We start from the raw sequence: 12,920 nt of genomic DNA on the forward strand, positions 1-12,920 counted from the left end.
AAACAACGGGGCGTCGACTGGCAATTGCAGATCGGCGAAGCAAGAACCAAACTCGCGCGGCTCTACCCCCAAATTAAGACTGGATGATGCACTAGGTAGCTCTTTCCAATCATTACTAACTTTTGGTGTTGTTCTTTTTGGCTCCGTTATTGACGTGCCCGAAGAAGTGCATCATTGCACCAGGAGGTTCGTCTGCACCTCCCACGTCAAACGCATCTCCCAGTGAATCGACAGCTTGCAGCTCCTCTCGAATCCTATCGTAGGCATGGTGGACTTCTCACCAAACCTAACAACTTCGTCGCGGTGCATCTCAGCTCGTTGAGCAGCAAGCGAAAGGAAGCAAACTCCCTCAAAAAATCTTCCCAGTTTGCTATCAGTTGCCCCAGATTTACGTGGGCGTTCATAACCAGCCTTTGAACGGTCGTGCCTACGTAGAAGGAGGTCAAAAAGGTCACCGAAGAATGCTTCCTCGTTTTCTGGGATAGTGGCATCAATTCTGTATCGCAAAACCAATAACGCCACCATCAAGGGGGTGTCGAGCAAATGTTTTATTCTGCATTCACTGCTTTCTACGCCTTCGATAATTCTGGCCGCATCTGCTGCGCTATCTGTCATCTTGCGTATCAGCTGCACATATTCTTCACTTTGCAGGTAGCTCATCTCAAGCAAGCGAAGAAAGGACGAGGCTTCGACACCAGAGTTTGGCCGTGATGAGACGAATAGTCTTGAGTCCGGATAGCGTCGGACGAGTTCTTCAATCTCGGATATTGTCCGCCCCTGTTTTCCCTGTGGGATTTCGTCGAATGCGTCAAGAAAGAAGACGAGTTTTCCGTGGGTACCTAGGTGCTCGAGGACGGCTCGATGCGATGAGAATCCCAAGATACTGAGTTCGTTCTTAATCAGTTCACCAAGAGTTTCAGCATGGACAAGTTTTCGTAGCTCAATAAAGATTGGCAAAACTGTGCCCGTCTCCATGGCCTTTCCAGCAAGGTATCGAAAGAATACTGACTTTCCTTGTCCTGCAACTCCTCGGAAAACAATGCTTCCCTTTTCAGGAATTGCGTCAATGGTGGTTACGAGACATCTCTTTTGAGCCTTATTGACATATTGCGGACTGTAGAAGGATTCCAGATCAACCTCGTGTTCTAGATCGAGAATCGTCTTTACCTTTCGAACCTCCTCAATTCGCTTGCAGATTGTCTTTGTTAGATTCTCTATGGATCGTATCTGCTGTGCCTCAGACACTTTGCTTTTTATGCCAGCATGGACATCGCTCGCTGACCTTTCGACTCAGCTTCCTGGAGTCGCCGTCGAAGCTCTTCCACTTCGGCGGAGTGCTCGTCTTGGGATTGAGCCAACGCCTCCGCCAAAGCCTTTTCAATGGCTTGGCGTTCCGCCGCGATCCGTTTCATTTCCCGTTCAAGCTCGCGTTCGGCTTTTTGTTCTTCTTTGATCTGTTCCCGAATTCGCGCTTGCTCGGCCCGCTGGACTTCTTTGCGAACCGCTTCCGCATAATCTTCTTTCAGTTCGGCTTTGACAGACTCATAGATCTCGGGTTCCACTGGATACCCTTTCTTGCCACAAAACTCGACCGCTTTCTCGTACGTTTCGAGCTGCTTGTGGTAGTTGTTGGAATTGAGCTTGGATTTGATTCCTTTGCGAACTTCGGCGAGATACTTGGTCGCGATTGCTGCTGCGGCAGCCTCGTATGAGGCAATCTCGGTCTTGGCCTCGTCCATCGCCTCTGACACTCGATCTTGGACTGCCGACCATTCGTCCGCAGCCATTTCTCGTTCGGCTGCCGCGTCGGCCAAGAGTCTGGCGTGTTGTTTCTGTATCGCCGCTTTTTCCGCATCGACCAATTCACCAAAATTTGTCTGAAATCCATGGCACTGCTGTACGAGCGCGGTCTGCTGGCGATGCAATTCTTCGGCCGTTTCCAACAATGAACGATAGGATTGACGCAGTTGATTCGCCTCGGTGCTGTGGTCCAGCCAATACGCGACGCCCGCGACTCCCAAGGCGAAGGTGATTGCTGCGACAATGAATAATGCGAGGGTGATCCCAGAAGACGCTGCGCCAATGAACCCGATCGCGAGTGCGACAACTGCAAACAATGCGATCAGTTGCACCTTGGGTTGCATTAACGGATTGCCGGAATCGACGAATTCAACCAGGTCAGGTGTGAGCTCGGGCCGGACGTTGACATAGTCGACGAACAGCACGCGAGTTTTGCATTTCGGACAAATCTGTGGCTTGGCAAACTTGTGTTTTTCCGCAGTGACCTTTGCTTTGCACTCAGGGCAATAACGGGTGACTTTTTGGGGTTCGTTCATGGTCGTGCACTTCCGGCGCGATCGCGTGGGGACGGTGTGTCGCTGGCATAGCGGGTGATCGCTTGCTGGACTTCTTTGGCGACTTCCGTGCGGAGTGATTGGGTGGCAATGACTCCGGCGGTGGAGCCGATGCTGGGGATGTCGCTTTTGATTTCGATCGTGCTGGTCAGTTTGACACTCACGTCGAGACTGCCGCCGGGGCCGGGGGGGCGCGGTGCTGTGTTGTTTCGGTGGGGCGTCTGCGTGCTGATGCGGTGCGGTGTGGCGGGCGTGCCGTTGGTTTTGTTGACCTGGCCGTGAGGTGTCGATCGCTGGGATCGTGGATGTCGCTTCCGCTGCGTTTTGATGCTCATCTAAAGAAAACCCCTCGCTTCTGAGCCGTCGTGGCTCTTCTGTGTGCCCCAAAATGTCGTGCGCTTCAAAAATCGCACTCGGGTGAGTTTAGCAGGTTGCTGGATGGAGGGGGGAGGGGTGGAGTGCCCCGGGAGGTTTTTTGTTTGACGATGAGGCGTGGATTGGGCTTTGCCGCACGCGAGTCGCTGGTTTCTCGTGCGAGGGCGACGTGTCCGGCGGCCTCGGGCTGGGCTTGCAGTCGGGTGGGGCTTGCTGGCGGCCGGGACGTGCTGTCGGGCGGGACTTGATCGCGCTCTACGGACTTCGATCGATGGTTCGGTTGCGTCAGATCGTTGGTATGGCGAGTGATGATTTTGTTCGTTGCTTTCTGGCGATTGAGCGTAACACTCGCGTTTGAGAGTTAGGCGCCGGGACGCTCGATGCGCATGGTTTGGGGGGAGCCGTGTTGAAATGGGGGCGATCCGTGTCGGGGCGGGGTGAACCTTTGGCTTGCAATGCCTATCAATGGAAGCAAATTTGTGCGACCGTTTAGCGAGCGTGCTCACGCGATGCGGATCGATTGATTCGTGTCCGTGACGCGTGGTTTGTTAACGCGGAAATTGCGGTCGCGAGACGGGGCGAGAGTTTTCGTTGGTCTCGTTGTGGGCCGAACGTCTTAACCCCATTCGCTAAACCGTGAACTCACGTTTTCGATGTGCGCAACCTTCGTCTTCCCTGCCCCCGTAGCGCCGAAAAGGCAACTTCATGAACAAGAACGATCCCTCCCAACTCGTTCACGTTACCTACGACGACGTTTCTACGATTACGGGTGGCGCGATTACGGATCTGGTGGAGTCCGATCGTGCGCACGCGAAACGGGGTGCACGGCTTCTCGCCGAAGCACTGGTGGCCGAGGGCGTCGATGTGGTTTTTGGCTATCCGGGAGGGGCAAACCTCGAAATTTTTGACGTGCTGCCTGAAGTCGGTATCGAGATTGTCCGGGTTGAACACGAACAGGGCGCCGCGCACGCGGCCCAAGGCTACGCACGCGCGTCGGGGAAAGTCGGCGTCTGTCTCGCGACGTCAGGTCCCGGCGCGACTAACCTGGTGACGGGAATCGCGGACGCCAATTCCGACTCGGTTCCGATCGTCGCGATCACGGGAAACGTGCCGACTCATTTGTTGGGCAAGAACGCGTTTCAAGAGGTCGACATCGTTGGCATCTGCAAACCCGTTACCAAGCGAGCGTATTTGGTCAAACGGGTTGCCGAGATTCCCGAAACCGTGCGCGAAGCATTTGAGCTCGCTGGGGGACAGCGACCGGGGCCGGTGTTGATCGACATCCCCAAAGACATCCAGCAACACTATCCACGTAACCCCGAAGGCCGTTACGCGCCGCCGCGCATCCCCGCGGTCATCTCGGCGCCCGAACGTCCCGCCGGCGCGATCAACCCGGGGCAGTTGGATGAGTGTTGCCATCTGATTCGTGACGCGAGCAAACCGATTCTCTACATCGGTGGTGGTGTGGTGAGTTCGGACACGGGGCCGCAGTTGGTCGCTCTGGCGGAAAAGTTAGGCATCCCGGTGACGTCGACGGTCATGGGGCTCGGTGCGTTTCCACCCGGCCATGAACTCGCTCTCGGTGTCTTGGGCATGCACGGATCGAAGTTTGCCAACATGGCGATCAACGAAGCCGATTTGGTGGTTGCGATCGGTGTGCGTTTCGATGACCGCGTGACGGGCAAGGTCGATGAGTTTATCAAGCATGGGAAGATCGTTCACATCGATATCGATCGTCGTGAACTCAATAAGAACAAGCCTGTCACCTTGCCCGTTTGTGCCGACCTGAAACATGCGCTGGCGCAGTTGCTCGAATCCGCGACGCCGGGAGACTACAGCGATTGGCGAGCGGAAGTTGCCGCCAACCGGGCCCGTTATCCTTTCACGGTTCCCGAGGGCGAGGAGCTCAGCCCGCAGGCGACGATTCGTGCGATCTCGGAGGCGACCGATGGGCAGGCGATCGTTTCGCTCGGCGTCGGTCAGCACCAAATGTGGGCGATGCAGCACTACCAGGTCGCGCGTTCGCGTTCGTTCTTGAGCTCCAGCGGGTTTGGCACGATGGGTTATGGTTTGCCGGCCGCGATCGGGGCGAAGGTGGGGTGTCCCGATCGGACGGTGATCGATATCGACGGTGACGGTTCGCTGAACATGACCGTTCACGAACTGAGCACGTGCCATCGATACGGCATCGGCGTCAAAGTCGTTGTGATCAACAACCAATGGCTGGGGATGGTGAGGCAGTGGCAGGACATGATCTACGACGGTCACCGCAGCGGCACGGCGTTGGGCGATCCGATGGCGGTCAAGCGTCCGGGCGAGGAGGACATCTATCCCGACTTTCTCTCGATCGCGAAGGGATACCGCGTCAAAGCGGAGCGGGTCACGCGGGCCGCCGATCTACCCGCGGCGATCGAACGCATGTTGGCCGATCCCAACGAGCCTTACCTATTGGATGTGATCGTGACGTTTGAAGAAAACGTGTATCCGATGATCCCAGCGGGTGGAACGTACCGGGACATCATTATGAGTTCGGAAGATTTGGCGCGGGGAGAAAGTAAGGCGGCTCAGGGGAGTAATGTTTGAGAGATGCTAGTTGCAGGTTGCAGGTTGCAGGTTTCTCGTTTCTCGTTTCTAACTTCTCGCCTCTCGCCTCTAGCCTCTAGCCTCTAACTTCTCGTTTACTCTCGGGTTCAAAAGGGGGGGCCGATGAGGGCTTTCCATTTTTCTTTTTGTTCGGCGGTTAGGATCTTGAGGATCTCGTTGACCGTGTTTTGGGTGGCGGCCGAGCGGGCTCTTTCGAATTCGAGATGGACGCGAGAATCGGGCGAGTTGCGTGGTGAGTCGTTGGGCCGGGGGCGATTGGGATCGTTGTTGTCCGTCGGTGGACGTTGAGGGTCGCCGCTGTTTCGGGGGCGGCCATCGCCGCCGTCAAATCGGTCTCGGGATCCGCCGCCTCTGGGATTTCCAAAATTGGGATTTCCAAAATTGGGATTTCCGAAATTGGGGCCGCCGAAATTCGGTCCTCCAAAATTGGGGCCTCCGAACCGCGGTGGTCCGCCGCGGCCGGGGCCTTCGCGTCCGTTGCCCGGGAACGGACGTGTTTCTTCGATGATGCGATTGATGTCGTCGATCTGTTCACGTGAGAGATCGAGTGCCGCGATCACGCGAGATGATTTGAACGTGAACGGCAACATCTCTTGGGCCATGATTTGGCTCAGTCGTGTCATCTGCTGCGTCGAGAGTCGCTGGGTGACGAACGCGTTGAATTCTTGTGCGAGTTCGGACGTCGCGTCATTGTTGGCGGGGCCACCGGAGTACTGGCTGCCGAGCGTTTGGCGTTGGAGGTGGAACTGTTGCACGGCGGCTTCGATCTCATCGGCGTCGTTGTCGTTGATGTCGATCTCTCGTCGCACGCGTTGATCGGCGAGGGCACGCAGCGGCCAGATGCTTTCGAGGATTTGCAGCTCATCTAACATCTTGGTAACCCGGTCGGACGTCGCCTCGAGTTCTTTGGCGAGCGTCGGATCGTCGGCTCGATCGGCGAGGAAGTCTTGGTAGAACGCCAACGAGGTTTCCAGGAAGCTGCGCCGGAGGTCTTGCAAGTCCGGCCGATGGGCGAGTTCGCTTTCGCTCAGGCTGCTGAACGTGTCGACGGCGCTGCGGGCCTGCTGAAAGCTCCGCTGCGCTTGCTCACGTTGATGCATTTCGCGGCTGAGTGCGTTTTTGGTGTGACGTTGTTCTCGCCAAATCATCAGCGTGGTGACGAGCAGTGCCAACGAAGCGAACAGCAACAGTCCGCTCGCGACGGCAACGAGTCCGCTGTTGCGTCGACGCCATTTCGATAGCCGTTCGAAAACGGTCGGTGGTTTCGCGGTGATCGGTTTGTCGTCCAACCAAGCTTGCAGGTCGGCGGCGAAATCGCCCGCGCTGCTGTATCGTTCGCCCGGGAGTTTGGCCATCGCCTTTCGAACGATCGTGTCCAGTTCCATCGGCAGAGCCGGATCGATCGAGCGTGGCGACGGTGGTTCGTGGAGGGCTACGTTGTTGAGCATTTCCCGATAGCCGTTGCCCTCGATCGCGGGGCGCAGCGTCAGCAGTTCGTAGAGCGTGACGCCGAGCGAATAGATGTCCGTTCGGTGGTCCAGTTCGTCGCGTTTGCCGGCGGCCTGTTCGGGGCTCATGTAACGGAGCGTTCCCATCGGGTCGCCCGTGCGGGTTAAGTGCGAGGCTTCGGTTTGCACTTGGGCCAATCCAAAGTCCGTGACCCAGATTTTGCCGGTCGAATCGAGCAACAGGTTGGCCGGTTTGATGTCGCGGTGCACCACGCCATATTGATGCGCGTGCTGGATCGCGAGTGCGGCTTGGTGAGCCATCCGAACGACGGATCGATAGTAGCGAGAACGCGACGAGACGTTGCTGTTGAGCAGCGTGGTGTGCCGGGCGACGGTGTCGTTGGCGCGTGTGGGGGACGCGGTGCCGATCGGGGCGGAGTCGATCGCAGCGGTGTTGTCGGTTGAACCATGCGCGTTCGTCTTTCGCATGTTTTCGATCAACTCGGCCAGCGTGCTGCCGTCGATCATTTGCATCGCGTAGTAGTGGACGCCGCGATCGCTGCCGACGGCGTACACGGGGACGATGTTGGTGTGATGGATCGCGGCGGCGGCGTGGGCTTCATTGCGGAACCGTTGCAAGCGGACTTCGTCGAGGCCGCTGGCGAAGGGCAGTACTTTGAGGGCAACGTGACGACCGAGCGATAGTTGGATCGCTTCGTAGACGACGCCCATGCCGCCGCGTCCGAGTTCACCGACAATTTGAAAGTCGCCGATCGGTTTGGTTGTGAACTCCGCGTCGGGGGCGACCATCGTTGATGGCGTGGGGTCGGCGGCGCGGTGAACCAGTGCGAGACCTTCGAGCGAGGGACGCAGTTCGTCGGCGATGTTGGCGTGTTGTTGCAAGAACTCGTCAGGCGTCGGCGCGTTGCCGGCGTCCAGCATTCGCATGTAGTCTTTCACGGCCGAGACGACGCGTCCGTCATCGGTTTCGTCGAGGTTGCTCATTCGTCGCTCATGCTAGATTTGAGTTTTGCTAAAGCGCGTACCCATAATTTCTCGACGCTGTCGACGGTGCGTCCCATCGTGCGAGCGACTTCCGCGAACGGCAGTCCCTCGACGTGACGCAGCACAATCACGCGTCGGTAATCCTCGGGTAACCCTTCGAGTGCGCCGGCGAGTTGCAAGAACGCTTCGTTTCTCGCAAAGTTTTGGCTCGGCGAGGTGACGTCTCCGGCGAGCTGCGATTGCAGGAATCCCGTCGCGCTCGCCATGCTTTGGTTGAGTTGTTGTTCGAGTCGAGGGTCGCGTTTCGCCGTGCCGAGGTATTTGCGGACATGCATGGCCATCGTGTTGGTCAGGATGCCTCGCAGCCATCCGGCGAACTCTTCGGCCGATTCGCCTCGGAAGTCGGCGATATTCCCATGCGCGGCCAGGCAGACTTCTTGAGCGATGTCCGACGGGTCCGCTTTGCCTTGCATGTGATGGTGCAATCCTGTGCGAGCGAGGAATACGAGGTAACGACGATAGTTGCCGAGCAATTCACCCAGTGCGTCTGCATCGCCGTCTCGCGCAGCGTCGATCAGTCGCTCCATCCGGCTGGGCGGTTGCGAGGGGTCAGCGTGGGAAGGGTTTTCCAATGTGACTGTTTTGGGGTTGGATAGTGCGACAAAGAGATGGTTGCGGCGGGACAACGAATCCGCCGCAAAAAGTTGAGGAAATTCTGTCGGATATCCTACCCGATCGACACGCGGGCTTTGTGCGGGGAAGGCGGCCGTTTCTGTTGCCCGGCCGAGCTCCTTTGGCGGAAAACGTGAAAACGAAAAAAGGCGTCGGGGTTGAGTAATTTCAACCTCGACGCCTTTCGACGTTTGTTACCGATTCGGACGGGCGTGATCCTTTGGGATCGTGCCCGTCACGTTGAGTGTTCGGAGACCTTAGCGGTCGGCGTAAACCATCGTGCTTTCTTCCTTGGTGACGGGCACGCGTGACTGGTCGCTGGTGACGACGGCTTTGATCACGTGTGTGTCGGGTTGGACGCCGCGGACGCGGATGCGATAGACGAGTTCTTCACCGGCGGGCAGGTTGCCGTGAGGAGCGAACATCACACCGCCGCGACCGTCGGTGCCGGCATCGGAGTCGCTGCCCAACATTTCGATGCCCGGAGGCAGCAACATTTGGACTTGGACGTTGGTGTCGTTACGCGATCCGGAGTTGCGGACTTTGATCTCGTACGTCGTTTCGCTGCCCAGTTCGATCGGGTCGGCGGTGTCGGCGATCGAGAACGTCAGTTCGGCTTGCGATTCGACCGAAACGGTGTTTTCGATTTCGCTGCGTGCGTTCAAATCGGCACTGGCTTCGAGCCGGATGACTTGATCACCCGCTTCGACAGGCAGCAACGTGACGGGAACGGAGGCGACGTCACCGGCCGGCAGGTCAACGATCGACCACAGAACGGCGTGGCGGTTGGGATCGTAGTGGCCGTTGTTTTCGGTGCTGACAAAGGTGAAGCCGCGATCGAGTCGGGCGACGATTTCGACGTTGGTCGCCGGAGCGGTGCCGCGGTTTTCGATGTTGACGGTGTACGTTGCTTGGCGTTCGAGGAACCGGCGTGACGGTCCCGACAGAGCCACGTTGATATTCGGCGAGACGACTTCGACGGATACCGTGTGCGAGACCGCTTCGGCGTCTTCGGCGACGAGGTGAACGACGTTTTCGACCATGCCAGGTTCGGCAGCCCGCATCCGCAAGACTTCACGTCGGACTTCACCGGGGCGTAACGATCCGAGTGCGTTGTCGAGTTGTCGGCCACGTGGGTGATCCAGGCCCGGAGGCACGTCGGCTTGCAAGATCACACCGGTTGCTTCGCCGGTACCGACGTTGGCGACTTCGAGTTCGATTTCGAGTTGTTGTCCGATGAGGACTTTCGCGGGAGCACGCTGGGTGATTTTGAGTTCGGGGCGTGTGCTGCGGGTTCGCACCGAAGCGGCGGCTTCGAACGTGACGCGTGCGACGCTGCCGAGTTCGCCTTCTTCTTGTGGGATTAACTGCATCGTGATCGATCGTTCGTCACCGGCGGGCATTGCACCGAGTTGCCAGACCAGCAAATCGCCTTGCATGGTCGGGGCGGGCGTGGCGTCGACGAGTTGCATGCCGGCGGGCACGCGGTCGTGAACGAGAACACCGAGGGCTTCGGCACTGCCAACGTTGCGGACTTGGATGACAAACGTTGCCGGACGTCCGACCTTGACTTCGGCGGGAGCCCGTTTGTGAATCACGATGCTCGGCGTTTGGACGCCTTCGAGGTGCCGGTCGCCGGGCTGGCTGATGGTGATCGGGTCGCCACCGTTTGCCAGGTAAGGATCGGGAGCGTAACCGCCGGCGCGGGCCATGTTGTTGGGTAGCTGTCCGCCCATGGGAGAGCGGCCGTCACGTTGATGTCCGGCAAACTGAGCGGGCGTTTCGCGATACGGTTCGGGTTGACCGTACATCGATGGTTCGTTGCCGGGCTGTTCTTGGGCGCCGCGAGGTTCGGGTAGGGGTGGCAAACCGGTTTGACGCAAATCGGTCGGCGGTGCGTTCGAGCGTAGTTGGTTCTGAACGCCGGAAGGATCGCGTAGCGAATTGCCGCCAAACGTTTGAGCGGCCGGTTGTCCGTAGTCGCCGACGAAACCCTGCATGGCGGGGCCTTGGTTCGTGTGCGACGGTTGGACGTCGGTGTCTTGGTAGGCCGAAGGACCCGCGTCTGACGCGGCGCCGTACATGGAGGGGCCGGCGTTCATGCTAGGACCAGAATTCATGCTTGGACCAGAATTCAAGCTTGGACCGGCATTCATACTTGGGCCGGCATTCATACTTGGGCCGGCGTTCATGTCGGCGGCGTGCATGTTGGGACCCAGGCTGTTTGGGCCGTCTTGCATTGCGACTTCGTCCATCGGTCCGGCGCCCATGCTGGGACCCGCAGCCAGGCTGGGTCCGGCACTCATGCTGGGGCCGCTACTCATGCTCGGGCCGGCGTCGAATTGGATTTCCTGCATTGTCGGCTGGCTGAGTTGGGCCGGCGGTGGTTCGGATGCGGCGGCGTCGTGAGCTCCCGGTTGCGGCATTTGCATCTGTGGCATTTGCATCGCGGTCGGCTCGGGGAGCCCCGGTTCAGCGGATGGTTGCCCCGCGTCGTTGGAGGTTTGCTCAGGCAGGCCCATCATCGGCATTGCCATTGCGGGAGCGTCCGCGGGGCCGCTGTTGTCGGATTGTTCGGGCATGCCCATCAATCCGGCTGGGTTGAATCCGCCGGGGGCGGGCATTGCCATCGGGGCATCGTTTTCGGCGTAGCCGGAATCGTCGATCGTTTCCTCGTGGCTGACTTGCGAGACGAGGATGGGCGACGGTCCGTTGTCGTTTCGTGGTTGCGATGCCGCCCAAGGGTCGTTGGCGTTTCCATTGGGGCCCGGGTTTCCACTGGAGCCCGGGATTCCACTGGAGTCAGTGGACGGCAACTCGGCGGCGTAGGACGCGTTTATGACGCCGGGGGCGTCCGCCGAATCGGCTCCGATCGGCATCGGCAGCGAATCGGCCCAGGCCGGAGCCTCGAGGGCGGGAACATCTGTGGCGTCGCTGATCTCTTGGCGCTGGGCCTGTGCCGCCGCGAGGGCACCCAGGGCGATGGCTACAACGCCACCGGAGAGACGCCATGAGAGTCGTTTTCCGAATTCCATCATCGTTCGCGTTCCTTTCGCGTGTCCTCGAGTCACCGGGGGTGACCCGATATGCCAATCCGTGGCGTTCAGGTGGACAATTTGTGTTGTTTTTTGATGCCGAACCGATCCGTCGGGACAGATCGTCGTTCCGCTCACCCCTAGCCTCTATCAAATCCCCCCGTCCGCCGCCAAGAGAGAATCTGTTCTCTTTTTCGCTCTTTCGTTCAAGTGGCTCGATTCGTTAGGTTCTCCCCAAATGGACGTTGCGATCCTGTCCACCCCGGCTCCTGTTCACCCCGACTCGATGCGTCAAGGATGATGCGAATGAACCTCTGTTGCCCCCACACCGGCCCCACGCCCCACACCGGACGTACGCTTTCGGCCGGTGGTCGAAACCAATCACCGGTTGCTCTGTTTCCGGTCGCATCGCGATCTGCTCGTCGAGCAATGGGGAGGTTCGTCGTGATGAGCGTTGTCGCGGCATGCACGTTCGCCATGGCCGTGACGGTGAGTGAATCCGCATCCGCACAAGCACCCGGCGGGCAAGCTTACAACGCGACGCCGACCGGTGAACGCGCCGCCGACGGTGGACCCGCGATCGATCCTAACGCGGCACCGTTTCCTCCGCTCGACGCCAAGTCGCAAGCACAACTCAACGCGATGTTGAAAGCGTGGGAAACACAAAGCAAAGGAACCAAGACGCTCGAGTGCAAATTCCAACGTTGGCACTACGACCTGTTTGCGGCCCCGGCAGGAGTTCACGCGACCAAGAGCACGGGCGTGATCAAGTACGCGTCGCCTGACCGTGGTTTGTTCAAAGTTGAAAACCTCGTTTCCTTCGACGGAATGGAAGGCGACAAACCGAAGTACAGCGAGAAGCCTGGCCAATTCGGTGAACACTGGGTTTGCAACGGCGAAGAATTGCTCGAATTCGATCACAGCAAGAAAGAGTGCCGCGTTCAACAATTGCCGCCCGAATTGCGAGGCAAGCAAATTTTTGAAAGCCCACTGCCGTTCGTGTTTAACCTGGACGCCGCTCAGATCGTTCAGCGGTACTGGGTCCGTCAGGTTCAAGCACCGAAACCGGGCATGATCTTGATCGAAGCCTATCCGAAACGACAAGACGACCGGGCGCAGTACAAACTCGTGCAGATCGCACTCAACGAAAAAACGTTCTTGCCGGAAGCCTTGTTGATGTACGCACCGAACTTCAACATCAAGACCGCTCCCAAATGGGATCACTATGAGTTTGTTGGTGTGGAGCGTAACTCGATCGCAGCGGGCTTGTTTGATCGATTCATGAAGAACTTCATCGACGAGAAACCACCAGGCGATTGGAAAGTGTTCCACAACACCTACCGCCAACCCGGACCGCCACAAATGGCGACCCCTGGTGCGACACCGAACGAGCGTCGCTAAAAGATCGATTCTCTTTCGACAACCAC

The 12,920-nt window shown here is 58.5% G+C and carries 8 protein-coding genes; 2 read left to right on the plus strand and 6 right to left on the minus strand.

Features of this window, described 5'->3' with window-relative positions; translation table 11 throughout:
* Positions 1-171 precede the first annotated feature (171 nt).
* The 3 genes from FHS27_RS29130 to FHS27_RS29140 are packed head-to-tail and all read right to left on the minus strand — an operon-like array spanning position 172 to position 2,689.
* Entirely contained in the window at positions 172-1,245 is a 1,074-nt protein-coding gene (locus FHS27_RS29130; RefSeq protein ID WP_184309686.1) for an NACHT domain-containing protein, read from the minus strand.
* A gap of 8 nt (positions 1,246-1,253) precedes the next feature.
* On the minus strand, positions 1,254-2,336 hold the full coding sequence (locus tag FHS27_RS29135) for a helicase (protein WP_246421253.1): 1,083 nt from the start codon (positions 2,334-2,336) through the stop codon (positions 1,254-1,256).
* Positions 2,333-2,689: a hypothetical protein gene (locus tag FHS27_RS29140; protein WP_184309688.1), complete on the minus strand. Its 357-nt coding sequence runs from the start codon at positions 2,687-2,689 to the stop codon at positions 2,333-2,335. Before FHS27_RS29140 ends, FHS27_RS29135 begins: the two co-directional genes overlap by 4 nt.
* Positions 2,690-3,434: 745 nt before the next feature.
* On the opposite strand from FHS27_RS29140, the gene ilvB reads away from it, so the two are divergent.
* A complete protein-coding gene (gene ilvB, locus FHS27_RS29145) occupies positions 3,435-5,312 on the plus strand; it encodes a biosynthetic-type acetolactate synthase large subunit (protein ID WP_184309690.1) in 1,878 nt (625 codons plus the stop codon).
* A 107-nt stretch (positions 5,313-5,419) separates the two neighbouring features.
* On the opposite strand, the gene FHS27_RS29150 is transcribed toward ilvB, so the two are convergent.
* The 3 genes from FHS27_RS29150 to FHS27_RS29160 form a co-directional block, all read right to left on the minus strand.
* The gene (locus tag FHS27_RS29150; protein WP_184309692.1) at positions 5,420-7,786 is read right to left on the minus strand and encodes a serine/threonine protein kinase; all 2,367 of its coding nucleotides are present in this window, start codon (positions 7,784-7,786) and stop codon (positions 5,420-5,422) included.
* Positions 7,783-8,418, minus strand: coding sequence for a sigma-70 family RNA polymerase sigma factor (locus FHS27_RS29155; protein WP_236624844.1), 636 nt, complete (start codon positions 8,416-8,418; stop codon positions 7,783-7,785). Before FHS27_RS29155 ends, FHS27_RS29150 begins: the two co-directional genes overlap by 4 nt.
* A 297-nt stretch (positions 8,419-8,715) precedes the next feature.
* Complete coding sequence (locus tag FHS27_RS29160; RefSeq protein ID WP_184309694.1) at positions 8,716-11,496, minus strand: DUF11 domain-containing protein; 2,781 nt, start codon at positions 11,494-11,496, stop codon at positions 8,716-8,718.
* 303 nt (positions 11,497-11,799) lie between these two features.
* On the opposite strand from FHS27_RS29160, the gene FHS27_RS29165 reads away from it, so the two are divergent.
* Positions 11,800-12,894 carry a TIGR03009 domain-containing protein gene (locus FHS27_RS29165; protein ID WP_390854859.1) on the plus strand — a complete coding sequence of 365 codons (1,095 nt, stop codon included), beginning with the start codon at positions 11,800-11,802 and terminating at the stop codon, positions 12,892-12,894.
* The last annotated feature ends 26 nt before the right edge of the window (positions 12,895-12,920 follow it).

This window comes from Aporhodopirellula rubra (assembly GCF_014192335.1).
In the GTDB taxonomy this organism is placed as follows: Bacteria; Planctomycetota; Planctomycetia; order Pirellulales; family Pirellulaceae; genus Rhodopirellula; species Rhodopirellula rubra.

Coding starts and splice junctions, on each gene's coding strand:
- FHS27_RS29135 (WP_246421253.1), bottom strand. CDS start 2,336: ATGAACGAACCCCAAAAAGTCACCCGTTATTGCCCTGAGTGCAAAGCA.
- FHS27_RS29165 (WP_390854859.1), top strand. CDS start 11,800: ATGAACCTCTGTTGCCCCCACACCGGCCCCACGCCCCACACCGGACGT.
- FHS27_RS29140 (WP_184309688.1), bottom strand. CDS start 2,689: ATGAGCATCAAAACGCAGCGGAAGCGACATCCACGATCCCAGCGATCG.
- FHS27_RS29150 (WP_184309692.1), bottom strand. CDS start 7,786: ATGAGCAACCTCGACGAAACCGATGACGGACGCGTCGTCTCGGCCGTG.
- ilvB (WP_184309690.1), top strand. CDS start 3,435: ATGAACAAGAACGATCCCTCCCAACTCGTTCACGTTACCTACGACGAC.
- FHS27_RS29160 (WP_184309694.1), bottom strand. CDS start 11,496: ATGATGGAATTCGGAAAACGACTCTCATGGCGTCTCTCCGGTGGCGTT.